Below are 24,715 nucleotides of genomic sequence, written 5' to 3' on the forward strand. Positions count from 1 at the left end.
TTGATTTTAGTATGGGCTATTCGTTAAAAATTAAATAATTTCATGTTAAAGCAGCGCACCTCCTGATCGTGGTATTTCCCAAGGCTTTTACACGTCCCGTCCTCTTGGCTTTCGGCCTGGCCCTGGCCCTGGCTTCGGCTTGTTCCCCGGCCAGGCGGGTAAACCGGTATATGCAGGGGCAAATGAAAGCCCCGCAGCTGCAATCGCAATTCACAGGCCTGCTTCTGGTAGATGCGCAAACCGGCGATACACTTTTTGCGCAGAATGCCCTGCGCCCCTTCACCCCGGCCAGCAATGTAAAACTCCTCACCCTGTATGCGGGCCTCAAGGCCCTGCCCGAGCGGGTACCTGTCCTGGCATACCAGGCCAGCGGGGATACCCTTCGCGTCTGGGGCACCGGGGCGCCTTTTGCCCTCCACCCGGAGTGGCCGGACAGCACGGCAATGCAATTCATGCAGGGGTTTGCCACCATCCTGATGGCCAATGACCACCTGGAAGACCCCGCCCACGGGCCGGGGTGGTCCTGGGACGATTTTGACCAGTACTATACCCCGTCCCGGAGCGCGTTTCCCATCTATGGGAATACGATGCAGGCCATAGGGACGGCAGGCGGAAACCAGATTGTCCCGCCCAGCTTTCGCGACAGCATCTTTCCCGACCGGGGACGTTTTGCCCGGGAGGTGGCCGCCAACCGGTTTTACCTCAACCTGCGCCCCGGGGACACTGTGCAGGTCCCGCTGCTTACCGACCCGACACGCGAACGGGCGTTGTGGGCACAGGCACTGGGCAGGGAAGTGCTCCCCAACCCCACCCCTGCTCCGGACAGCCTGGAGCTCCTTTATGGGGTGCCCACCGATACCCTGTACCGACGCATGATGGAGCGCAGCGATAATTTCCTGGCCGAACAGGTGATGCTGCTGGTATCGGCCACCCTGGGGGACACCCTGGGGTTCTCCAGGGCCAGGGATCATGCCCTGGAACACTGGCTTGCCGACCTGCCACAAACACCCAAATGGGTGGATGGCTCCGGGCTTAGCCGTTACAACCTGATTTCCCCGGCCAGTCTAGTGGCTCTGCTCGGCAAACTCTACCGGGAAATACCGGAGGAGCGCCTGTTTACCCTTATGGCAAAGGGCGGGGGAACGGGGACCTTGAGAAACTGGTACCGGGAGAAACCGGAACCCTATGTGTTTGGGAAAACGGGAAGCCTGAGCAACAACCACAACCTAAGCGGGTATCTGCGTACGCGCCACGGAAAGCTGGTACTCTTTTCCTTTATGAACAACCACTACCTCTCCCCAACCACCGGGGTCAAGGAGCGGATGCAGCACTTGCTGGACTGGGTGTGGGAACACTATTGAGCCGCGGGATCCCGTAGCGGTCCGTACAGGGCGGCATATTGCAGGAGCATCAGGGTCTTGGCATCGAGGATTTCCCCATTTCGCAACATCTTCAGGACCGTTTCATAGGTATACTCCAGCACCTCGATATCCTCGGATTCCTGAGGGAGCCCCCCGCCATCGCCCTGTTTCATGCCGGGATTGTAGGCGCCCAGGTACAGGTGCATGCGTTCGGTAACGGCCCCCGGGGAACTATAGGCCTCCAGGACCTTCTCTACGCGGGGGACCCGGTACCCCGTTTCCTCGAAAATTTCCCGGATAATACACGCCTCGGGGTCCGCGCCGTCCAACACCCCCGCACAAACCTCCAGCAGCATCCCGTCCGGGTTGCCATTCACAAAGGTGGGCATGCGGAATTGCCGGGTAAGCAACACGGTATGCCGGTCCGGGTCGTACAGCAAGACCGCAGCCCCGTTGCCCCGGTCGTAGACCTCCCGTTGCTGTCTGTCCCAGCGGCCATCGTCCCTGAGGTACTCATAGGTATACCGATAGAGGGTGTACCAGGCCTTGGAAAGGACCTCCCTGACCACGTGCTTCAGTTTCCCGGAAGGGTGTTCTCGTACAGGCATGACTTGCGGGTTTTACTGGGGAAAATACGCTATTTCGAGCATTGTGCCATCGGGATGCCGGGCAGGAAGCAAATCCCATGGCGGGCACCTGCTAGAAGGTGAGGGCCTTGTTCAGATACCGCCGGAACGGGAGCATTTCCCGGTAGGTTTCCAACACCAGGGCCTCGAAACCGGGGGAAAGGATCACTTTCCGGGTAAGGGGCCGGGCCACGGCAAAGGTCTTGTTGCGCAACAGCTCCGCGTGGGGGTGTTCCGCCGCATAGCCCTTGGGCATCCGCACCAGGCGCTCATCCGGGTAAAGTCCGCCAAAAGCCTTCCGGAAGGAGGGTTTCTCCAGGATGTCCTGCAGGACCTCCCCATCGTAGTCGATGGCTTCCCGCACCTTGTGCAACTTCTCCTTCCCGGGGCGCCAAAGCCCCCCGGCCAGCATGGACTGGCCCAGGCCTACTTCAATGTAAAAGTCCGCCATCCCCGGGGCCTTATCCAGGCCTGCCCCGAAATGATCCTTATAGACCGGCCGGTCCGGGTGGTAGAGCAGGTTGTTGTTGATCCGGTTAATCCCCCTTCGCCCCGGGGTGTGATAGTAGTCTGGGTCTGTTGCAGCGAGTTCTGCGTCCAGGGAATCGAGCCAGGATATGAATTGGTTGCGCAGGGCCGTATAGCGCTTGCGGTGCTGGTCCATCCAGGCTTTGTGGTTGTTGGCCGAAAGTTCTTCCAGGAAGGTGAAAAGGGCGTTGAAATCCATGGGTTAAAGATAGGGATTCCCATCATCCTTTCCTTGGGGGGGTCCCCCCCCACCCCCACAAACAAGATAGGCGCTGCTGCTGCAAACGCCTATCAGAATACGTTCAATAAAGTCTCGTGATGTCTGTTCCGGCTCCCCCCCTAAAACCGGTTATCCCCGTCGAGCAGATCGCCCAGGCCGCCCAGGAGGCTGCCCTCACCTTTATCCTTCCCGCCCCCTTTGGGCGCGGCTGCCAGGACCCGTCCGGCCAGGCGGCTGAAGGGCAGGGATTGGATATAGACCGTACCCGGGCCGCGCAGGGTGGCAAAGAAAAGGCCTTCGCCCCCGAAGATAGTATTGCGGATACCGCCTACAAACTCAATGTCGTAATCCACCGTCTGAGAAAAGCCGACAATACAGCCGGTGTCTACCCGGAGCACCTCCCCGGCCGAGAGTTCCCTCCGGGCCATGGTCCCTCCGGCATGGACAAAGGCCATGCCGTCCCCTTCGAGTTTCTGCATGATGAAGCCTTCGCCCCCAAACAGGCCGCGGCCCAGGCGGCGCGAGAATTCAATCCCTACGGACACCCCTTTGGCCGCGCAGAGGAAGGCATCCTTCTGGCAAATAAATTTCCCGCCTTTTTCAGAAAGGTCAATCGGGACAATTTTTCCCGGGTAGGGGGAGGCAAAGCTTACGCTGCGGCGGGTTGCGCCTATGTTGTAAAAAGCCGTCATAAAGAGGCTCTCCCCGGTGAGAATCCGTTTGCCGGCAGAAAAAATCTTGCCCAGTACCCCTGTGTCCTGCCCGGAGCCATCGCCGAAGATGGTTTCCATTTTAATATCCGGATCCATCATCATAAAGCTGCCGGCTTCGGCCACCACAGCTTCGTTAGGGTCCAGGACCACAGAGACAAACTGCATTTCTTCCCCGTGGATTTCATAATCGATTTCGTGTGCGTTCATAGGTGTCGATTCAAACTAGGGTTATTCCAGCAGCCATTTTCTGGCTGCCCTGGGTTTCATAAACAATTTCATGTCGTACCCCATGCCGGTCATAGCCGTTTCCGTAAAAAGCTGCCTCTCGAAATGGTCCGGATCGGTAATGACCACTGCGAGTTTCAGGTCGTGGCTCCACCCAATGGTGGAGGCGTTTTTGGCCAGGCGGAACTTGGTTTCCAGGTCGTAAAACCCTTCGAAGGTTATATTGACCAGGACCTTATCCCGCTGGTTCTTCCGGCTTAACCGGGCCACTTCCTTCCAGCGCTGCAGGGCCTCCCGCAGTTCCAGCCCCGGGGCAATGACCACATGGATATCGGCTTCCAGGTAGTGCTTTTGCACAGAATAGGTGAGGCTGTAGGGCATGTTTTAATCGATTTGTATTTAAAATAAGGAAAATGTTACACCCGGGAAAATGTGCAGGGTCAGGCCTTAGCCTTCAGGGTCCATTCAAAATCGAAGCGGCTCACCACCACCCCGTCCCGGTTGGTGCCCACGGCCTGCATCCAGACCGTCTGCCCTTCTCCGGTTTCAATAGCCCGGTCCAGGGCCTTTTTCAGGGCGGCTCCGTCCGTGCAGCGGAAACGGATCCGGCCTGTTGCCTTTTTGGAGAAGTTCGCCTTGTTGTTCAGTACCAACATGGATACCTTTTTTCCGCTTTGGCGGATGTGGTACATCACCAGGGCCCCGGTGGCAAATTCGGCCGCCATCCCCTGCACCGCCCAGAACATCGATTTAAACGGGTTCTGGTTCACCCACCGGTGGGTAACATGGGTCTCCGCCGTCTCCCCGTCCAGGTGCCTGAGGCGCACCCCACACCACCAGGCAGACGGGAGTTTAAAAAACATAAAGGTGTTGAATTTACCAACCATGACCGCTATTTAGGGGGTTCAGCGCTTAAAGGTAGGAAATAGAAAGGGATGTAGAATTGTTAATTTTGTGTTAAATACAGGTACTATGTTTTGCATAATACCTTTTTTCGTATATATATTTGCATAAGAAACAACTATGCCATGACAGAATCAATCACAAAACACGAACGCAACCTGTCTGCCATCATCCACGGGTCTACCCTGACCCGCTTCTTTATTCCCTTCGGACAGTTCCTGCTGCCCCTTATCCTGTGGCTGTCTAACCGCAACCAATCGGAATTTGTGGATTACCACGGGAAACAGGCGCTTAATTTCCAGATCAGTATGACCTTGTACAATTTCCTGATCGGGATGGTAAGCGTCCCCTTCTTTATCGGTTCCCTGCCCAGGCTCTTCCGCGGGGGGGATTTCCACTGGAACGAATGGCAGCACATGGACGGCTTCCACCTGAGCATGGGAGACGGCTTTTTCGACTTCCCGTTTTTCTGGTGGCCTATCGGGATTGCCGGACTGTTGGGCTTCGGGCTGTTTATCGTAAACGTGGTGTACACCATCCTGGCAGCCATGCGCACCAACGAAGGGGAGTACTTCAAGTACCCCATCACCATAAAATTCATACGCTGATGAAACCGCGCCACTACCTGCTGCTGCTCGCCATCCTTATTGGCGCTATTGCCGAGTCCCTGGCCCAGGTGCCGGAAGACTCTGCCCTGTATAAAACCATCAGCGACCTGGATGCGGCCTATTTCGGGGCCTACAACCAGTGCGATATGGACACCCAGGCCCGCCTGCTGGACGAAGACCTGGAGTTCTACCACGATATGGGAGGCCTTAGCCGCTCCAAACCGGAGATCCTCTCGAGCATCGAGGCCAATATCTGCGGCAAGGTGACCCGGACCCTGGAGGCCGGGAGCCTGGAAGTACACGAAATCAAAGGCTTCGGGGCTGTGGCCCTGGGGCTGCACCGGTTCTACAACAACCAAGAACCGGAGGCCGAATCCAAACCCAGCCGGTTTGTTACGGTTTGGAAAGAAGATGCGGGGGCCTGGACCATGTACCGCATCATCAGTTTGCATTAACGTTTATTCATCAATCCACCATCATCATGATCAGAAAACGAACCGTTAACCCCCACCGCGCAGGCACCCCCTGAGGCGGTAGCAAAAGAAGCGACTACTATGAACATAGAGAATACAAAAGCGCAAATGCGTAAGGGCGTCCTGGAGTATTGCATCCTGTCCATCCTGAAAGGGGACGACAAGTATGCCTCCGAGATCCTGGACACCCTTAAAGACGCAAAAATGCTGGTCGTGGAGGGGACCATTTACCCCCTGCTCACCCGCCTGAAGAACGCAGGGCTGCTCTCCTACCGATGGGAAGAGTCCAGCTCGGGGCCGCCCCGCAAATATTACGGGCTCACCGAAACCGGCAAGATGTTCCTCAAAGAACTGGATTCCACCTGGGACGAGCTCCGTACCGCCGTAAACGTGGTAACCAACAAAAAAAGCAAGTAACATGAACAAGACTGTAAATATAAACCTGGCCAATATGCTTTTTCACATCGATGAAAACGCATATATGAAGCTGCAGCGCTACCTGGAGGCGATCAAGCGTTCCTTTGCCGGTACCAAGGGCAGCGACGAGATCATTGCCGATATCGAGGCCCGGATTGCCGAGCTCTTCTACGAGAAGATGGAAAACGAGCGGCAGGTCATTACCGTTAAGGAGGTAGACGAGGTCATCGCCATAATGGGACAGCCCGAGGACTACCACGTGGACGAGGACATCTTTGAGGATGAGCCGCCCCGCAGCGGCCCCCGTCCCAAAGCCCCCAAAGCCAAAAAGCTCTACCGGGACATCGACCAGAAATACATCGGCGGGGTCTGCGCCGGCCTGGAACACTACCTGGGCCTGGACGCCTTGTGGATCCGCCTGATCTTTATCATCCTGGCCGTCTTCAGCGGGTTTGGCTTTATCGCCTACATCCTGCTGTGGATCCTGGTCCCCGAAGCCGCCACCACCGCCCAGAAACTCGATATGACCGGGGAACCGGTCAATATCAGCAACATCGAGCGCAAGGTAAAGGAGGGCTTCGACGAGGTCGCTGAAAAAGTGCGCAGCGTAGACTACGAAAAGGTGGGGAACAAGGTGAAAAGTTCCGGGAAGACCTTCTTCGACACCCTGGGGGACATCATTATGTTCTTCTTCAAGGTAATCGGAAAATTTGTGGGCATCCTGCTGATTCTCATCGGGGCAGCGGCCCTTATCGGGCTGGTCATCGCCCTGTTCACCGTAGGGGTGGTCGATGCAGTGCACATCCCCGGGGTAGACCTGGTGGGAATGCTGAACGACACCGACACGCCCATCTGGATTGTTTCCCTGCTGGTTTTCCTGGCGGTGGGTATCCCGTTTTTCTTCCTGATGTACCTGGGTCTGAGGATCCTGGTTACCAACCTGAAATCCATCGGGAATATCGCGAAATTCTCCCTGCTGGGGCTGTGGCTCATTGCCCTGATCTCTCTTACCGTGCTGAGTATCAAACAGGCTTCCGCCCATGCCTTTACAGGAAGCGTGACCGAGGAGCAAACCCTGGCCCTGGAACCCGGGAACGACACCCTCAGGGTTCAGTTTACGGGTGATGCCTGGGACTACGAAGCGGGCCCCGTCGTTTCGGGTATGCGCATCCGCTACAACGAAAACGACCAGGCCATGCTTTACTCCGACGACCTCTTGCTGGACATCCGCAAGTCCGAGGATTCCACCGCCTCCCTGCGCCTGCGCAAGGATGCCGATGGCCGCTCCTACGAGGATGCCCGCCAGCGCGCGGGGCAGATCCTCTATACCTATACCTTCAGCGACAACACCCTACGCCTGGACAACGCCTTCTCCACGGACGTGGTCAACAAGGTCCGGGACCAGGAAATGCGCCTGACCCTCTACCTGCCCGAAGGCACGCACCTGCGGTTTAATTCCGGGGCACGGGATTACATCGGCCGGCGCACCCAGACCGACAGGGATCTGTACCGCAAGGACATTGCCCGCTACCAATGGGTGATGGATCCCGATGGGACACTCATCTGCCAGGACTGCCCGCCTGAAATCGAGTCCGGATACGACCGGGATGGGGAGGGCCACATCATTATAGACGAGGAAGGCGTGGACATCGACATCAAGGATGACCAGGAGAACATCCGCGTAAAGATTAACGAGGACGGGGTCAAGATCCGCGCCAACGAACGGAACAGGCCCTGACGGTTCATCCTGCGAATCCGACAGTTCGGTCGGGTCAGCTGGGAAAACCCCTTCCGCTTGCGGAAATTTGGGTCATCAATAACAACATCAACATTCAAAAAACACAAATCAAAAAACGAAGACCATGACAACACTTGCCAGAATGACCATCGCCCTGATCCTTGCCCTTTTGGCCTCCTCCTGTATGTTAGACGTAAACTGGGGGTCCGGCAAACGCGGCAACGGGGTGGTCGTTGAAGAAACCCGAAGCGTAAACGAATCCTTTACGGCCATTACCGCCTCCGAAGGCATAGACGTCTATGTGACCCAGGATGCCGATTTCTCCATCCGCGTGGAGGCCGATGAGAATGTCATCGAACTCATCGGAACCGATATCGAAGGGGGCAAACTCCGCGTACACGCCATCGAAAACATCGGCCGGGCTACCAAGAAGGTCTATGTAAGCCTGCCGGAGGTAACCGCCCTGTACGCCTCAAGCGGGGCCGACCTGCGTGGGGAAGGGACCATCGAAGCCTCAAAAATCCGCCTGGATGCCTCCAGCGGGGCAGACCTTAGGGTGGTCCTGCAGGCAGACGAAGTGGAAGCCGATTGCAGCAGCGGGGCCGACATCGTGGTAAGCGGGCGCGCCAACCTGTTGTATGCCGACGCCAGCAGTGGGTCCGACATCAAGGCCCAGGACCTGGAAACCCAGGTGTGCAATGCCAATGCCAGCAGCGGGGCCGATATCCGGGTTTACGCGACAGAGACCCTTACTGCCCATGCCACCAGCGGGGCCGACATCCACTACAGCGGAGACGCTCAGGTGGAAACCCGCAAGTCTGCTTCGGGAAGCGTACACCGGTATTAAACACTACCGTAATTCATCAATCAGAACGCGAGCCGTCAGGTTCGGGCCCCTGCCAAAAGCAGGGGCTTTTTTTATGGTCCAAATCCGTACCTTAGGGTTTCTAAACCCGGTACGATTGAAACTCCAAACCCAAACCTATACCCTGGAACTGACCCATAGCTTCGGGATTTCCAGGGAGCGACACGATACGCAGGACACCCTCATTGCCGCACTTTCCGACAGTGGGCATACCGGTTTCGGCGAGGCTACCTCCAACCCCTACTACGGGACCACGGTTGCCGCCATGGCGGCCGAAATTGAAGCGGTGCGACCGTCCATCGAAGCCTTCCCCGGAGGAACGCCGGAGGCCTTTTACGAGATGCTGGAAGGCCTGGGGTTGTCTGCCTTTTCCCGCTGTGCCCTGGACCTGGCTTACAACGACCTTTACGGTAAGAAACTGGGGCGCCCCTTGTATGAGATCTGGGGGACCTCCCCGGAGCACTTGCCCCTAACCAACTATACCATCGGGCTGGATACCCCGGAGGTCATGGTCGCTAAAATGCTGGAAAAGCCGTGGCCGGTCTATAAGATTAAACTGGGTACGGACCAGGATGTGGCCCTGGTGGAGGAATTGCGCCGGCATACCGATGCGGTGTTCCGCGTGGACGCCAACTGCGCCTGGACGGCCCGGGAGACCATCGCCAATTCCCATGCCCTGAAGGACCTGGGGGTGGAATTCATCGAACAGCCCCTCCCGGCCGATGCCTGGGAAGCTATGGAACAGGTGCAGCACTATTCGGCCCTTCCCATCATGGCAGACGAAAGCTGCATTGTGGAGGCCGATGTGGCCCGCTGCGCCCTGCATTTCCACGGGATTAATATCAAGCTCACCAAATGCGGGGGTCTCACCCCTGCCCGGCGCATGATCCGGGAAGGACGGAGCCTGGGGCTGAAAGTGATGGTGGGTTGTATGACAGAATCCACTGTGGGCATTTCGGCCATTGCCCAGCTCCTGCCCCAACTCGATTACGTGGATATGGACGGGGCGCTGCTGCTCCGCAACGATATCGCCACCGGGGTACGCATCACCGATGCGGCCGAGGTAGTCTATCCGGAAACCGGTGGCAGCGGGGTCGCCCTGCTCCACCCCATGCCGCTGCGGGCATGAACGTCCAGGTAAAGGGCATCCCCGGTCCTGAAATCACCGCCAATGGCCGGAAGTATCTGTATTTTGGCGGCACCTCCTACCTGGGCCTGCAGCACGCGCCCCGGTTCCGGGAGCTGTACGCATCAAATACCATGGCCTACGGCACCCATTGGGGCGCCTCCCGCAGCGGGAATGTCACCCTTGCCTTATACGGGGAAGCCGAAACGGCGCTGGCTGCAAAAGCCGGGGCCGGCGGGGCCCTTACGCTGTCTTCCGGGTTTCTGGCGGGCCGGCTGCTTACCGACCGTTTCAGCGCTCCTGCCTACCGCTGCTTTTTTGCCCCTACCTCCCATGCCGCACTGCTCCCGCCAGGGGCCGGCAGGGCAGCAGACTGGCCGTCCCTGGTGCAGGCCGTGACCCGGCATCTCGAATCGGGTGCCCCGCAAACCCCTGTCATCTTTACCGACAGTCTGGATTTTTCCGAAGGGCCCCGCATGGTGGTCTCCGAGCTCGCATCCCTGCCTTCCGGGCAGTGTATCCTGGTGGTAGATGACTCCCATGGGTTGGGTCTGATCGGGGAAAACGGCTGGGGCACGTACCCGGCATTTGCCGAGGTGGGCTTCAGGGAGGTAATCCTGTGCGGGTCCATGGGCAAGGCCCTTGGAATTACGGCTGGGCTAATTTTGGGGCCTGCATCCCGCATATCGGACATCAAACAGGAGCCCCTTTTCAGCGGGGCAAGCCCACCACCCCCTGCCGCCCTGGCCACCTACCTGCAAGCCGAGGCCGAAGGGTTACTTACCGGCCAGCGCGGGCGGCTTGACGGGCACTGTACCACCCTGGCTTCCCGGGAGGGGCTCCCGCCCTCCCTGAAGTGGATGCCCGGATACCCGGTTTTCACCTTCCGCAACCCCGGCCTGGTAGACTTCCTGGAGAAGGCGGGGATCCTGGTCACCCATTTTGACTACACGGCAGACGGGCCTGCAGCATCGCCCAGCAGGATCGTGCTGAGCGCCGCCCACACTACGGAACATATGGAGCGACTGGCAGAGGTGTTAACGGAATTCCAGAAAATTCAGAGCTAGGACTACTTTCCTGAAAGACCCATAATTTTTGATTGTGCTACTTGACACTATATCAATAATTATTGTATCTTTTTAACACTTTATTAACCTTATACCGTGTTGACTATGAAAAAATACATCGGACCGATCCTGCTCGTCGTAGTCTTCCTGACGAGCGTGGCCATGACCACCCGGGCACCTGAACCTATGCATAGCCTGGAAGGCACCTGGGAACTGGAGAGCTTCTGTAATTTCAGCTCAGACGACCAGGCCGACACCGTAAGGCTGGTGGAGGGCTACCGGCAGGTAAAAATGTACTATAACGGAAAAGTGATGTGGTCGCGGACAGACCCCAACGATACCATTGGCCGCTTCGGCTTTGGCTCATACCGCATCACCTCAGACGAGCTGATCGAAACCATCGAATACGGGGATTATTACTTCATGCAGGCCCTGGACACCATCCGGGAATTCCGATTCGAACTAATCCTGGACGGGGATACCTATAGCCAGATTACCATAGACGAGGAAGGCAACCGCACCTTCTCGGAAAACTACCGGAAGGTACGTTAGGCCGCAGATAGCGTAAAGAAAAACGCCCGGGGGTATCCCGGGCGTTTTTTTATTCCTGTGTATGGGGGCCTAGCCAACTTCCTGGGTGGATTCCACCTCCTGCAGGTAGCGTTCGGCATCCAGCGCGGCCATACAGCCGGTCCCGGCAGCCGTTACCGCCTGGCGGTACTCTTTGTCCTGGACATCCCCGCTGGCAAAAACCCCGGGTTTGTTGGTCTTGGTCGATTTCCCATGGGTAATGATATACCCGGTCGGGTCCATCTCCAGCTGGCCCTTAAAGATATCCGTATTGGGTTTGTGGCCGATGGCGATAAAAAGACCGGTAATGGCAATATCCTCCTTCTCGCCGGTCTGGTTGTTAACCATCCGAAGGCCTTCCACCACCTGCTCGCCCAAAACCTCATCTACCTCGGTGTTGAAGCGGATCTCGATATTCGGGATGCTCATCACCCGGTTTTGCATGGCCTTGGAGGCCCGCAACTGGTCCTTGCGCACCAGCATGGTGACTTTTTTACAGATTTTCGCCAGGTAGGACGCTTCTTCGGCCGCGGTATCCCCGCCTCCTACTATGGCGACTTCCTGCCCCCGGTAAAAGAACCCGTCGCAAACAGCACAGGCGGAAACGCCCCCGCCCCGCAAGCGCTGCTCGCTGGGCAGACCCAGGTACTTGGCAGAAGCCCCGGTGGCAATTATGACAGTTTCGGCCTCTACGGTGGTTTGCCCGTCTATGGTAACCCGGTGGATCCCCCCGGGCTCATCGCTGAAGGCCACCTCGGTAGCCATCCCGATGCGTACCTCGGTCCCGAACCGCTCCGCCTGTTGCTGGAGCTGGACCATCATGGTGGGGCCGTCTATGCCCTCCGGATAGCCCGGGAAATTCTCCACCTCCGTGGTGGTAGTGAGTTGGCCTCCGGGTTCCATCCCGGTATAGATTATGGGTTTGAGGTCAGCACGGGCAGCGTAGATGGCTGCAGTATACCCTGCAGGGCCGGAGCCCAGGATAAGGGTTTTGATGCGTTCAATGGGTTGCGACATGTCCTGATACATTAGATTTCCGGGTTAAAAGTAGCGGATTCGGGCCGGACCTTACAGTAAAAGTTATCAACAGTTACGGGGCCTCGGCGGCTTCCCACTCCCGTAACCTGAAGCCCGGCGCCTCTGGCTGGCGATACTCCCGGCGCAACAGGTCAAGGAGGCTGTCGCGCACCTGGGGGAGGGCCGTGGATAAGTCCTGCTGTTCGGCGGGGTCCTCCCAAAGGTCGAAGAGCTCCGGCCCCGGGTTGCGCAGGGAGTCATTCAGCCCGCGCTGCAGGAGCTTCCACCTGCCGGCCCGGATGGCCAGCTGCCCCCCGTACTCCGGGAAGGCCCAGACCATGGCCTGGTGCTGCTGCTGGCCGGGTTGTCCCAGCAGGGTTGGCAGGAAACTAAGCCCATCTGCCGTTTCCGGTACTTCAAACCCGGTAAGTTCGGCCAGTGTGGGAAGAACGTCGTATTGGGCAGAAGGGTGGTCCGTACGGCTGCCCGCGACTATGCGCGATGGCCAGTGGGCAATAAGGGGTACGCGGATGCCTCCTTCGTACACAAAGCCCTTTCCCCTCCCGTAACCGGGGCGGAAGGGGCCTGCGCTGGCGAACCACTCCGGGTCTGCACCCCCTGCATAGGAAGGCCCGTTGTCCGAACTGAAAAGGATCAGGGTATTCTCGTACAGCCCCCGGGCCTTAAGCTGGTCTATCAGGCGGCCGATATTCTCGTCCAGATAGGAAACCATGGCGGCGTAGGCGGCCCGGGGTGAAGCCTGGGGGAAATACCCGAAGCCCTTCCCGGCCCGGTAGGGTTCCTCCTCCCCGAATTTTTCCCTGTAATAATCCACCCACCGCTCCGGCGCCTGAAGGGGCACGTGTGGGATTGGGGTGGCCCAGTACAGGAAAAAGGGCTTTTCCGAGGGCTCCTCCACAAAAGCGCTGAGGGCCTCGAAAATCCGGTCCGGGGCGTAATCGCGTTGCCGGAATACCGCGTAATCGGCCTCTTCAGTATCCTCAAATCCGGTATGTGGGGCAAGGGTGTCATTGTCCAGGGGGACCCGTACCAGGTCGGAATATAAATGCAGCGGATAGTAGGTATGCGCCTGCCGCTGGCAGTTATACCCGTAAAAGCGGTCGAACCCCATTTTGGTTGGCACCGAGTGGGTATGGGGCGCCCCCAACCCCCATTTCCCGAACATCCCGGTTCGGTACCCCATTTCCCGGAGGTATTGGGGCAGGAGTTTCTCGCCCTCCGGGAGGGGACGTTGCCCCTCCAGGGTAGAGTCTGCCGCCATGGCGCGGTAATCCCATACCGGACCCCGGCTGGCCCATTCGTCATTGCCGCGGATATAGGCATGGCCGGCGTGCTTGCCGGTGAGCAGCATATAACGGGATGGGGCGCATACCGGGGCCCCGGCATAGTGTTGGGAAAATACCATCCCTGCCGCGGCCAGCCGGTCCAGGTTGGGGGTTTCGATCAGGCGTTGACCGTAAGGCCCGATATCCCCGTACCCCAGGTCGTCTGCCAGGATATAGATAATATTGGGCGGTCCGGGGTTTTGGGTGTCCCGGCTGCAGGAAACGGTCCAGAGCAGCGGCAGGGCGCACAGGAATCGGAGGAGTACCTTAAAACGCATTCCAGGGTGTTTCCCCACAAGATAGGCAAAAGGACTTATTCCCCCTTCCAGGTCTGGCGCACCTCGCCGCAGGTGAGCATGGCGTCGCCGAAGTACGGATTTCGGATTTCCGGTTCCCGGCTTACCCAATAGGCTCCTTTAAAGTCATCCGCCATGGGGCAGAACTGCACGTAAAGGGGTGCCTCGGCGGATCCCATTTCGCCCCCCAGACCGATCAGTACGTTGGAGATTTGCTGGAACTCGGCCCGTTGCCGCTCCAGGTCTCCTCCGGCTGCCAGCAAGCGGTCCAAATGCTGCCGCATGGCCGCCATGGCCTCCCCTGCCGGGGAGGTGGCCCCGATTTCCGGCAAAGCCTTCCGCAGGTCCGAAGCCGCCTCGTTGGCATCACTCGCCTGGGAAGCCACCAGGGCATCCTTCAGGTTCAGGTATTGCTTCAGGAGTTTCGGATAGGCAGCGCGCAACCCTTCCGGCCAGGTGCCCACCCCGGCCTGGGAAGGCATTCCCCCATGGCCGGCGTGCGGGTCCGCAGCACCCTCCCCGGACCGGTTCATCATGGATTTCTTTCCCTGGAGCTGGGCCGCGGCATCTACCGTAAAGGCGCCCTGGGCCACGATATCCTCCCCTGCCTCCAGGCCTTCCAAAACGGCATACTCCTCTCCCGAACGTTCGCCGAGGCGCACTTCCCGCATTTCGAATACGGGTTGCCCGGGGGTGGTTCGCACATAGACCAGGGAACGCTCCCCTGTCCACAGTACGGCCGAGGCCGGGATAGACAGGACTTTACCAGCACCCTGAGGCACCCCGGTTTCGATTTCCCCGGAAATAAACATCCCGGGTTTTAGCTGTCCTTCCGGATTTTCGAGGGTCGCCCGGACGGTTACCGTGCGGGTCTTCGTATCCAGGATAGGGTCGATAAACGAGATCCGGGCCTGGTACTGCTTTCCGGGCAGGGCCTTGCTCTGGATCCGCACCGACTGGCCCACCGAAAGCTGCCCGAGGTGGCGCTCATAGGCATCCAGTTCGGCCCAAACTGTGGAGAGGTTACTTAAGCGGGCTATTGGCTGACCGGCCTTGACATAGTCCCCCTCTGTGGTAAGGACCTCGGTGACGGTCCCGCTAACCGTAGCGTAAACCGGGACGGCCTCCCGCACCTGCCCGCTGGCTTCAATACGGTCTATCTGGGCGTCGGTGAGTTTCCAGTTCCGCAGTTTGTTGCGGACCGCGCGGTAGAGTTCCGGCTGCTCGGTTTTCAGGGGGGCCGCTGTAAGGAGTTCCTGCTGGGCCGCTACCAGCCCGGGAGAGTAAATGGAGGCCAGCTGCTGGCCCTCATTTACTTTTTGGCCCACATAGTTTACCTGCAATTTCTCGATGCGCCCGTCAAAAAAACTGGCCTGTACCCGGTTGGCCTCCGTGTTTTCCGAAACCTTTCCCGAAAGCCGGATGCGTTGTTCCGTACCCGGGCTTTGGGACCCCACCTGTATGGTCCGGATATCGGCCAGGGCCATGGCGTGCGCACTCATGCGGATCTGGTCCGGTCCCGCCTGCAGTTCCCCGGTTTCCGCCGGGATCAGATCCATGCCGCAGATGGGGCAGGAACCGGGCTGGGGCTGCATCACCTGTGGGTGCATGGAGCAGGTCCACATCCCGGCCTCTACCTCGGTTTCGTGGTTGTGGGGCACCTCAGCGGAGGAACTCCGCCCGAAGATCAGGTAGCCCAGCAGGAGCCCGGCAACCAGGGCCGCTGCTATCCCTATATATGCTTTTTTCATCCTTTTGCTTTTTTTGTTTTGATTGTTCTGAGTCTCCTCAATGTGGGGGAACTCACGCCCCACAACACAAACCCGCTCAGGACGGTTACCAGCCCCATGAGGGAGAAACCGCGCAACAGGGTGGTGTTGAAATCGTCCCTCCCCTGGTAATCCATGGTATGGGTCATCCAGAGGAAATCGAACCAGCGCCAGCTCCGGTGGCGCACCGTCTGGAAAGCCCCGTTGGACACGGCCACATAAGCCTTGAGCTGCTCCGGGGTCCGGTAGCTGATTTCATATGCGGGCAAGGGGCGGCCGCGGTACTCGTGGTGCGGGCCCACACTGTCAATACGCCTTATTCCCGATACCTCGAGTTCCGGGAGCATGTGTTGTTCAGCCACCAAAAGGGCCTCTTCTTGGGTGATCCCTTCCTTTTTCTTCCCCGTCCAGGCATCCACCAACTGGGTTCGGTCAATCCAGTAATACGGGGCCGAACCAATCTGAAGCAGCTCCAGGGAGGTTACCCCAGTGCCCAATTGAAGACTGTCCGTGCCGATCAGGCCGGAAAAGACATGCTGCTGGGGTTGCGCCCTGCGGAAGTGGTCCCCGTGGATTTCATCCAGGTCTGTCCAGCTGAAATACATCCCGCTTACCGTCCACATCAGGAACTGAACCCCCAGGAAAATCCCGAGGTAGCGGTGTGCCCGCCGGATCCAAAGCGCCGTTTTTCGTTTTACCATCTTTACTTATTTAGGGTTAAGCCGCGTAGCCTCAGGGCGTTGCCAATAACGGATACCGAACTGAAGCTCATGGCCAGGGCAGCAATCATGGGGGAAAGCAGCAGCCCGAATACCGGGTACAGCACCCCGGCTGCCACCGGGACCCCTATGGTGTTGTATACCAGGGCAAAAAAGAGGTTTTGGCGGATGTTCCGCATCACGGCCCGGCTGAGCCTGTGGGCCCTGACGATGCCGTCGAGGTCTCCCTTTACCAGGGTTATGCCAGCGCTTTCTATGGCCACATCTGTCCCCGTACCCATAGCAATACCCACGTCGCTGGCCGCCAGGGCAGGGGCATCGTTAATCCCGTCCCCGGCCATGGCTACCACCCGCCCGGAGGATTGCAACCCGGTAACGGCCTTCTGCTTGTCTTCCGGCAGGAGCCCAGCCTGGAAATCGGACAGGCCCAGGGCCTGGGACACGGCCTCGGCCGTTTCAGGGTTATCCCCGGTTAACATCACCACTTCCAGACCCATTTCCTTCAGGGTGGCAATGGCCTTGGGGCTTCCCTCCTTCAGAGGGTCCCCTATGACCACAAAACCGGCCACTTCCCCGTCTACGGAAAGATAGGACACGGTTTTGCCCTGTTTGCGATAGCCTCGTACGGCTTCCTCGAGCCCGGCACTAACCGAAGCCCCGCTGCGGCCCATCATCCGACGGTTACCCAGGGCAACCGCCTGCCCGCCAACGCGGCCTTCCACCCCCATCCCGGTAACCGCTTCGAAGTCTTCCACAGCAAGCGGGTCCTGGCCGCCCTCCCTGGCCCGCTCCAGGATGGCGGTTGCCAGGGGGTGTTCGCTTGGGGCATTAAGCGAGGACATGAGTTGCAGGACCTTCCCCTGGTCCCAGTTCTCCTCTGCCTGAATATGTTCCACCACCGGTTTCCCAAGGGTAAGGGTACCGGTTTTGTCTACCACCAAAGTGTCTACCTTGCTCATCCGCTGCAGGGCTTCCGCATTTCGGATCAGGACGCCATTCTGTGCGCCCTTTCCGACCCCAACCATGACAGACATGGGAGTGGCCAGGCCCAGGGCGCAGGGGCAGGCTATGATCAACACAGCTATGGCGTTAACCAGGGCATATACATAAGCGGGTTCCGGGCCCAAAAGCGCCCAGACGATAAATGTGACCACAGCCACCCCCACCACGATGGGGACGAAGTAGGCCGAAACCCGGTCGGCAAGGTTCTGGATGGGCGCCCGGCTGCGGCTGGCCTGATTCACCATCTGGATAATCTGGGCTAGCAGGGTATCGCTCCCCACTTTCTCGGCCTCCATCAGAAAGGTCTTGTTCCCGTTGAGAGTACCGGCGCTTACGGAATCGCCCACGGCCTTTTCCACGGGGATGGGCTCCCCGGTAATCATGGATTCATCTATGGCGCTTTGCCCTTCTGTTATCCGGCCATCCACCGGGATCTTCTCCCCGGGTTTTACCCTCAGGATATCCCCTTGCCTGACATCCTGCAGGCCTATCTCGTGTTCTTCCCCGTCTACCACCTTAACCGCGGTCTGCGGGGCCAGTTGCAGCAATTCCTTTACGGCCGAGTTGGTACGGCTGTGGGCCCGGGCCTCCAGGACCTGCCCCAGCAAAACCAGGGTAAGGATTACCGTAGCAGCCTCGAAATACACATGGACCGTTCCGGAACTGGTCCTAAACTGCTCCGGGAAAAACCCCGGAAACAGCAAGGCGACCAGGCTGAAGCCCCAGGCTACACCAGCCCCGATCCCGATCAGGGTAAACATATTCAGGTTCCAGCTCACCACGCTGCGCCATGCCCTGCGGAAGAACATCCAGGTAGCATAAAACACCACCGGCAGGGACAGGGCCAGCTGCACCCAATTCCAGTACTGCTGCTCCAGCACCCCGTAAAGCGGGTTCTGCGGAAGCATCTCGCTCATGGCGATTATAAAAATGGGAAGGGTAAAGGCCAGGGCAATCCAGAATTTGCGCAGCAGGTCCCGGTAGCTTTTTTCTTCGGCCGATTCCCCTTCCTGCTGGGGCCCGCCCCAGTCCAGGGTCTTCTCCTCCACCAGGTCCATCCCGCACACCGGGCAGTCGCCCGGGGCGTCGTAGGTTTTATCCCCCTCGCACTGCATGGGGCAATAAAACACCCCCGTACCCCTGCCTTCGGGTTCCGGTTCGGGCTCCGGTTCCTCAGGGGCATCCCCATGACCGTGCAGGCTGTAACGCCCGCCAGCGCCCTTCACGGCTTCCTGCAGGGTCTCCAGCGGGACATGGATTTCCATTTCCAGGACGGCTTCCCCTTTTTCCAGGTCCACATCGGCCCGGGTAATGCCCGGTACGGCTGCCAGAGCCCCTTCTACATGGCTGCGGCAACCCATGCAGGTCATCCCTTTTATTGAATAGGTGTGTTTCATCGGCGTCTTTTTACGTCTGGAGGCCGGGCTGGATTCCAGCCCATCCCCTACTCTATTCTGAACTCTCTCTATTGGCCCGGCACCTTCGGAGTGCTGGGACTCCTTGTCTGATAGTCGTTTCTATGGGGTAATGCTTTCCTCCACCTTCCCGCAGGTGAGCATCTTATCCCCGAAATACGGGTTCCGGATCTCGGCCACATCGCTGAGCCAGTACCCGCCTGTATTTCCGAATGCCATCGGGCAAAACTGTTTGTACAGCGTCCCCCCGGTAAGGGCCTGCTCGAAAAACCCTTCGGACTGCCCGATAAATTCGGAAAAAAGGGCTCGTTGCTTTTCCACGTCGGTTTCCACGGAAATCCCCCGGGCGATCCCGGTGAGCTCCGGATATCCCTCTTCCAACATGGTGGCCAGACTGCCAGCCGCCTGGGCTGCAGTTTCGGCATCGGTTTCCACCAGGGCCAGCCTCAGGTCCATATAGCGGTCCCAGGCCATCTGGGCCGACGCATCTGCAAATTCGGGTCCCGTTGCCTGTGCTACCGGGGCTGCAGTTTCATTCGCTGGAGCTGCAGTCGGGGCTGCTTCTTGTTTTTTATCCTCCTTACAACCGAGGAAAACAAGCAGTAAGACAAGGGTCAGGGTACTTTTAAAATACATGTTCATGATCTGAATTTAAAATTAGTCTGTGATATATTGAATTAAGGCAATCTGGTTGTAATATTCCTTTACGGCGCCGATTTGCTCCAACTGGAACCGGAGTTGCAATTCCTGGATTTCCAGAACGTCTGAAAAATCGATGGTCCCTGTCTCATAACTGCGCAGCAGGAGCTGTTCGGCATCCCGGGCCTTCCTGAGGTTTTCCCGCTGGGTCTCATATCGGATCCGGGCGGTATTGCGCCCGGAAATGGCACGCGCCAGGGTAGTTTCCAAAACATTGCGCCTCTCGCTTCTGAGGGCCTCCAGTTCCTGCTGCCGCAGGGCATTCTGACGGCTTCGGGAGGCGTAGCGGGTGTCGAACAGCGGTACGCTGACAGAGATCATGGGCATGAAAACATCCTTTCCGTTATCCGAAACGTCCATATCGGTCCGCTCCTGTACGGGAATAAAGTCTACCCCAACCCCCAGGGCCGGGCCGGCTTCCTTCTGGTTAAGGGCCTCGGCCTCGGCAACCGAGGCAAAGAGCTTGTCGAAGCGCAGCAGTTCCGGGTTCAGTTCCAGACCGGTACCCACCAGGGCGTCTGCCTCGGGCAAGCCGGCGGTTTCGGCCAGGGCAACCCCGGTGCCGGAAGGGCGGTTCAGCAAGGCGTTGAGCCGTGTTAGTTCTGCCGTATAGCGCTCATCCAGCATTGCCTGCCGCTCGCGGATCTCGTTCTGGCGGATTTGCAGGCGCAAGACATCCACGGCACTGGCGCGGGCTACTTCCAGGGAAGTCAGGGCCAGTTTTTCGTAGGTGGCCAGCAGCTCCAGGTTTTCATCCAGGACGGCTCGCTGGGCCCGGGTCTGATATAGGTCGTAATAGGACCGGGTCACCTCGAGGGCCACCTGCCGCCGGGCCACTTCGAAGGCCTGGAAATCCGCCTCGGCCATAGATCGGGCATATCCTTCCCGGGCGGCACGGGTACCAAACCAGGGGAGCATCTGCCGGGCCGAGAAACGGGCTTTTTGCGCCCCCGTCCGGGTTTCCGGTTCACTGGCAAAGTACCCGGCACTGATCTCGGTTCCCGGCAGCCACCGGCTTTCGCTGACCTTCTCCTCGGCCAGGTTATACCGAAGTCTGTAGGCCTGGAGTTCCGGGTTTTGCTGTTCCGCCAGTTGAATCAGGTCTTTCAGGTCCTGGGCATTCATTCCCTGCAGGGTTGTCAGCAGTAGTACTATCAGGATGCGTTTCATCTCGGGTTGGCTTTTAATTCTGATTCTTTTTTCCATCCGTAGAGCACCGGGACCACAAAGAGGGTCAGCAAGGCAATCATCATCCCCCCGAAACTCGGGATGGCCATCGGGATCATGATATCGCTGCCCCGTCCGGTGGAGGTCAATACCGGCAAGAGGGCCAGCAAGGTGGTGGCGGTGGTCATCAGGCAGGGCCGGATGCGTTTTTCCCCGGCGGCCACCACGGCCTCCCGCACCTCCTCCCGGCTGTCCGGGGCATGGCGCTCAAAACTCTGATCCAGGTAGGTGGCCATCACCACCCCATCGTCTGTGGCAATCCCGAAAAGGGCAATAAAACCGACCCATACGGCCACGCTAAGGTTCACCGGGTGCATTTGGAACAGCTCCCTTAGGTTTTCCCCGAAGAGGCTGAAATCCATAAACCACCCCTGCCCGTAGAGCCAGATCAGCAGGAAGCCGCCGGAGAAGGCCACGGCCACCCCGGTAAAGACCATCAGGGAGGTAGACACGCTGCGGAACTGGAAATAGAGGATCAGGAAGATAATCACCAGGGACAGCGGCACCACCACGCTCAGGGTCTTTTCCGCCCGGATCTGGTTCTCATAGGTGCCCGTAAAGGCATAGCTTATCCCCGCAGGGACGCGCAGTTCTCCGGCATCGATAGCCGAGCGGATGGCCGCCTGGGCATTCTCCACAACCTCCACTTCGGCCCGCCCGGCCATTTTGTCGAAAAGGACGTAGCCCACCAGGAAGGTATCCTCGCTTTTGATGGCCTGGGGGCCCTGCTCATAGCGGATGTCCACCACCTCCGCCAGGGGGACAGGCCGCCCGTCCTGGGCCGGGACATAGATCCCCTGCAGGGCCTCCGGGGTGTCCCGGAGTTCCCTGGGGTAGCGCACCCGGATGCCGTAGCGCTCCCGCCCTTCCACGGTCTGGGTCAGGGGCATCCCACCCACGGCCACGGAAAGGACTTCCTGTACGTCTTCTATGGCAATGCCATAGCGGGCCAGCCCCTCCCGGTCTATATCGAGCAGCAGGTAAGGTTTACCCACAATGCGTTCAGCGAAGACCGCTTCTGCGTTTACCCCATCCACCTTTTGCAATACCTTCTCCAGTTCAAGGCCAAAGGCCTCTATGGCGCGCAGGTCCTGCCCCTTTACCTTGATCCCCATGGGTGCCCGCATCCCGGTTTGCAACATCACCAGCCGGGTCTCAATGGGCTGTAATTTGGGGGCCGAGGTCACCCCAGGAAGCCGCGTAACCCGGACAATCTCGTCCCAGATCTGGCTTTCGGACCGGACTTCGGGCCTCCAGTTTCGGTAATACTCCCCTTCCGGGTCCGGGATGAGCAGGGTACGGTCCAGTTTGAAGGGGTCCGGGGCAATATCCGGGCCCGCTCCTTCCGGGGCATCCGTATTGGGGTTGGCCACCCGGTTGCCGTCGGTTAGCACAAAATAACCTTCCTCGTCTACCCGGAAACGCTGTGGGCTTCCGTCCGGCCCCATTTGGTATTCGCTGCGGTAGCGGATGATGTTCTCATACATGGAAAGAGGGGCCGGGTCCAGGGCCGATGCCACGCGCCCGGCTTTGCCCACCACGGTCTCCACCTCGGGAATGCCGGCTACCGCCATATCGAGCTGCTGCAGCACCCGCTTGTTTTCCTCCACCCCCGCATGGGGCAGGGAAGTGGGCATTAGTAAAAAAGCGCCTTCATTGAGGGATGGCATAAACTCCTCCCCTGTATTGCGCATAATAACCACGCCGCCCACCACAAGCGCCAGGGGGATGGAAAGGAAGGCCAGGCGGTTGCGCATAGCCCACCTCAGGATGCGGGTGTAATACTGCCGGAATACCCAGAAGCCGCCCAGCAAGCCAAAACAAATCAGCGAGACGAACACCAGGTTCATGCCCAGGCTCCTGTCGAAGCCCAGGGGGCGCCAATACTCGGCCAGCAGGAATACAATGGTAAGGGCCGAAACCACCAGCCTGGCCTGGGTGCCATACCCGCCCCATTGACGCAGGGGGCCGTGAAGCCGGCCTTCCCGGTGCAGGTTTTCCACCAGGGCGACAACCCCGAAAGCCATCGGCGCCAGCCCCAGGCCATAGCCGATAACCAGGGCATAGGCCCCAACAGCGAGCAGACCTCCGGCCAGGACATACCGCCAGAGTGATTTCAGATTTCGTTCACGAAAAATAAACGCGGCAAAAGGCGGGATCAGGAACAGGGCAACCACAATGGATGCGGCCAGCGCCATGGTCTTGGTAAAGGCCAGCGGCCGGAATAATTTCCCTTCTGCCCCGATCATGGTAAAGACGGGGATAAAACTGATAATGGTGGTCAGCACTGCGGTCAGGATGGCCCCGGACACCTCCGAGGTGGCCCCATAGACCACGTCGTTCACCGAACGGCGCTGCCCCTCGGGTTCTGCCTTGTTCTCCCCTAGGTGGCGGATGATGTTTTCCGATAGGATAACCCCCACATCGACCATGGTCCCGATGGCAATGGCGATCCCGGAAAGGGCAACGATATTCGCATCCACGCCGAACACCTTCATGGAAATAAACACCATCAGGACGGCCACCGGGAGCAAGCCGGAAATCAGGATAGAGGCTCTAAGGTTGAGGACCATCACCACAATGACCAGGACGGTGATCAGGATCTCCAGGCTCAGGGCTTCATTTAAGGTGCCCAGGGTTTCCTGTATGAGTTCGGTGCGGTCGTAAAACGGCACAATGGTGAGTTGGGAGGTACGCCCGTCCGGGAGCACTTTGGCCGGCAACCCGGAGGATACCTGGGCTATCTGCTCCTTAACGTTCTGTATCACCTCCAGGGGGTTTGCCCCGTAGCGGGCTACCACCACGCCTCCCACCACCTCGGCGCCTTCCTTGTCCAGGATGCCACGCCTGGGGGCAGGGCCCATCTGCACCCGGGCTACATCCCGGATCCGGATGGCCGTGTACGCCTCGGAATCGACCACGGCGTTTTCAATGTCCTCAAGGGACTTCACATACCCCAGGCCCCGCACCAGGTATTCGGCCTGGTTGATTTCCAGGGTCTGGGCCCCGATATCCCGGTTGGAGCGCTTAACTGCCATTACCACATCGGACAGGGAGATACCGTATTCCCGAAGCAGGGCCGGGTCCACATCTACCTGGTATTCCCGCACATACCCCCCAATGGACGCCACTTCCGATACCCCTCCGGCCGAAGACAGGGCGTATTTCACATAGTAGTCCTGGATGCTGCGGAGCTCTTGCAGGTCCCAGCCGCCCGTTACGTTTCCGTTTTTGTCCCGCCCTTCCAGGGTATACCAGTATATCTGTCCCAGGGCCGTGGCATCGGGGCCCAGGGCGGGCGTAACCCCATCCGGCAAAAGGCCCAGAGGCAGGGCGTTGAGTTTCTCCAGGATCCGGCTGCGGCTCCAGTAGAATTCCACATCTTCCTCGAAGATGATGTAGATACTGGAAAAACCAAACATGGAAGAAGACCGGATGGTGCGTACCCCGGGGATGCCCAGCAGGGAACTGGTAAGGGGGTAGGTTACCTGGTCTTCAATATCCTGGGGGGATCGCCCGGGCCAGGAGGTAAATACGATTTGCTGGTTTTCGCCTATATCCGGGATGGCGTCTACCGGTACCGGGTCCGAGGGGAGCCCGGTATCCCACCCAAAGGGGGCGTTTGCCGTACCCCATCCCAACAGGATGAGCAGCAGCAGGACAGGTACCAGCTTGTTTTCGATCAGGAATTTAATGCCTTTGTTCAGCATGAGATTGGATTCTTACAGGTGTGAATGCGGGCCGAGGGCCACAAAAGGGTTCACCCGTGGCCTTTTGGGCCCCGG

22 protein-coding genes are annotated in these 24,715 nt (G+C 58.8%); 9 read left to right on the plus strand and 13 right to left on the minus strand.

What is annotated here, in order from left to right; translation table 11 throughout:
- The first annotated feature begins 104 nt into the window (after positions 1-104).
- Entirely contained in the window at positions 105-1,361 is a 1,257-nt protein-coding gene (locus tag CA832_RS12645) for a D-alanyl-D-alanine carboxypeptidase/D-alanyl-D-alanine-endopeptidase (RefSeq protein WP_088342004.1), read from the plus strand.
- Here the strand turns inward: CA832_RS12645 and CA832_RS12650 are convergent.
- The 5 genes from CA832_RS12650 to CA832_RS12670 all read right to left on the minus strand — a co-directional run bounded on the left by CA832_RS12650 (position 1,355) and on the right by CA832_RS12670 (position 4,560).
- Positions 1,355-1,969 (minus strand): NUDIX domain-containing protein, encoded by a 615-nt coding sequence (locus CA832_RS12650; protein ID WP_088342005.1) that lies wholly within the window; start codon positions 1,967-1,969, stop codon positions 1,355-1,357. The two genes, CA832_RS12645 and CA832_RS12650, sit on opposite strands and share 7 nt — an antisense overlap.
- 91 nt (positions 1,970-2,060) lie before the next feature.
- Positions 2,061-2,714, minus strand: a complete 654-nt coding sequence (locus CA832_RS12655) for a DUF2461 domain-containing protein (RefSeq protein ID WP_088342006.1) — start codon at positions 2,712-2,714, stop codon at positions 2,061-2,063.
- 140 nt (positions 2,715-2,854) lie between these two features.
- Positions 2,855-3,655, minus strand: a complete 801-nt coding sequence (locus tag CA832_RS12660; protein WP_088342007.1) for a TIGR00266 family protein — start codon at positions 3,653-3,655, stop codon at positions 2,855-2,857.
- 21 nt (positions 3,656-3,676) lie between these two features.
- Entirely contained in the window at positions 3,677-4,054 is a 378-nt protein-coding gene (locus CA832_RS12665; protein WP_088342008.1) for a hypothetical protein, read from the minus strand.
- A 59-nt stretch (positions 4,055-4,113) separates the two neighbouring features.
- Entirely contained in the window at positions 4,114-4,560 is a 447-nt protein-coding gene (locus CA832_RS12670) for a DUF4442 domain-containing protein (protein ID WP_088342009.1), read from the minus strand.
- A 141-nt stretch (positions 4,561-4,701) separates the two neighbouring features.
- Here CA832_RS12670 and CA832_RS12675 point away from each other — a divergent pair, with 141 nt between their 5' ends.
- The 8 genes from CA832_RS12675 (at position 4,702) to CA832_RS12710 (ending at position 11,422) form a co-directional block, all read left to right on the plus strand.
- Positions 4,702-5,184 (plus strand): DUF4870 domain-containing protein, encoded by a 483-nt coding sequence (locus tag CA832_RS12675; protein WP_088342010.1) that lies wholly within the window; start codon positions 4,702-4,704, stop codon positions 5,182-5,184.
- A complete protein-coding gene (locus CA832_RS12680; RefSeq protein WP_088342011.1) occupies positions 5,184-5,639 on the plus strand; it encodes a nuclear transport factor 2 family protein in 456 nt (151 codons plus the stop codon). The genes CA832_RS12675 and CA832_RS12680 overlap by 1 nt, the downstream gene beginning before the upstream one ends.
- A 99-nt stretch (positions 5,640-5,738) precedes the next feature.
- Positions 5,739-6,074 (plus strand): PadR family transcriptional regulator, encoded by a 336-nt coding sequence (locus CA832_RS12685; protein WP_088342012.1) that lies wholly within the window; start codon positions 5,739-5,741, stop codon positions 6,072-6,074.
- A 1-nt stretch (position 6,075) separates the two neighbouring features.
- Positions 6,076-7,812, plus strand: coding sequence for a PspC domain-containing protein (locus CA832_RS12690; RefSeq protein ID WP_088342013.1), 1,737 nt, complete (start codon positions 6,076-6,078; stop codon positions 7,810-7,812).
- 124 nt (positions 7,813-7,936) lie between these two features.
- Positions 7,937-8,659 (plus strand): head GIN domain-containing protein, encoded by a 723-nt coding sequence (locus CA832_RS12695; protein ID WP_088342015.1) that lies wholly within the window; start codon positions 7,937-7,939, stop codon positions 8,657-8,659.
- 115 nt (positions 8,660-8,774) lie between these two features.
- Positions 8,775-9,806 carry a dipeptide epimerase gene (locus CA832_RS12700; protein WP_088342284.1) on the plus strand — a complete coding sequence of 344 codons (1,032 nt, stop codon included), beginning with the start codon at positions 8,775-8,777 and terminating at the stop codon, positions 9,804-9,806.
- Complete coding sequence (locus CA832_RS12705) at positions 9,803-10,870, plus strand: aminotransferase class I/II-fold pyridoxal phosphate-dependent enzyme (RefSeq protein ID WP_088342016.1); 1,068 nt, start codon at positions 9,803-9,805, stop codon at positions 10,868-10,870. The genes CA832_RS12700 and CA832_RS12705 overlap by 4 nt, the downstream gene beginning before the upstream one ends.
- Positions 10,871-10,975: 105 nt before the next feature.
- On the plus strand, positions 10,976-11,422 hold the full coding sequence (locus tag CA832_RS12710) for a hypothetical protein (protein WP_198944490.1): 447 nt from the start codon (positions 10,976-10,978) through the stop codon (positions 11,420-11,422).
- Between the two features lie 69 nt (positions 11,423-11,491).
- Here CA832_RS12710 and trxB read toward each other — a convergent pair whose 3' ends face one another.
- From trxB to CA832_RS12750, 8 genes are all read right to left on the minus strand, one after another.
- A complete protein-coding gene (gene trxB, locus CA832_RS12715) occupies positions 11,492-12,457 on the minus strand; it encodes a thioredoxin-disulfide reductase (protein ID WP_088342017.1) in 966 nt (321 codons plus the stop codon).
- A gap of 73 nt (positions 12,458-12,530) precedes the next feature.
- On the minus strand, positions 12,531-14,081 hold the full coding sequence (locus CA832_RS12720; RefSeq protein WP_088342019.1) for an arylsulfatase: 1,551 nt from the start codon (positions 14,079-14,081) through the stop codon (positions 12,531-12,533).
- A gap of 35 nt (positions 14,082-14,116) precedes the next feature.
- The gene (locus CA832_RS12725) at positions 14,117-15,850 is read right to left on the minus strand and encodes an efflux RND transporter periplasmic adaptor subunit (protein ID WP_088342020.1); all 1,734 of its coding nucleotides are present in this window, start codon (positions 15,848-15,850) and stop codon (positions 14,117-14,119) included.
- Positions 15,847-16,569, minus strand: a complete 723-nt coding sequence (locus CA832_RS12730; RefSeq protein ID WP_088342021.1) for a hypothetical protein — start codon at positions 16,567-16,569, stop codon at positions 15,847-15,849. Before CA832_RS12730 ends, CA832_RS12725 begins: the two co-directional genes overlap by 4 nt.
- A gap of 2 nt (positions 16,570-16,571) precedes the next feature.
- Positions 16,572-18,986, minus strand: a complete 2,415-nt coding sequence (locus CA832_RS12735; RefSeq protein ID WP_088342022.1) for a heavy metal translocating P-type ATPase — start codon at positions 18,984-18,986, stop codon at positions 16,572-16,574.
- Positions 18,987-19,106: 120 nt separating this feature from the next.
- Entirely contained in the window at positions 19,107-19,646 is a 540-nt protein-coding gene (locus CA832_RS12740; RefSeq protein WP_088342023.1) for a DUF3347 domain-containing protein, read from the minus strand.
- Positions 19,647-19,661: 15 nt separating this feature from the next.
- Entirely contained in the window at positions 19,662-20,873 is a 1,212-nt protein-coding gene (locus CA832_RS12745; protein ID WP_088342286.1) for a TolC family protein, read from the minus strand.
- Positions 20,870-24,640: an efflux RND transporter permease subunit gene (locus CA832_RS12750; protein WP_088342024.1), complete on the minus strand. Its 3,771-nt coding sequence runs from the start codon at positions 24,638-24,640 to the stop codon at positions 20,870-20,872. Before CA832_RS12750 ends, CA832_RS12745 begins: the two co-directional genes overlap by 4 nt.
- Between the last annotated feature and the right edge of the window lie 75 nt (positions 24,641-24,715).

It is taken from the genome of Robiginitalea sediminis (genome assembly GCF_002198115.1).
Taxonomy (GTDB): Bacteria; Bacteroidota; Bacteroidia; order Flavobacteriales; family Flavobacteriaceae; genus Robiginitalea; species Robiginitalea sediminis.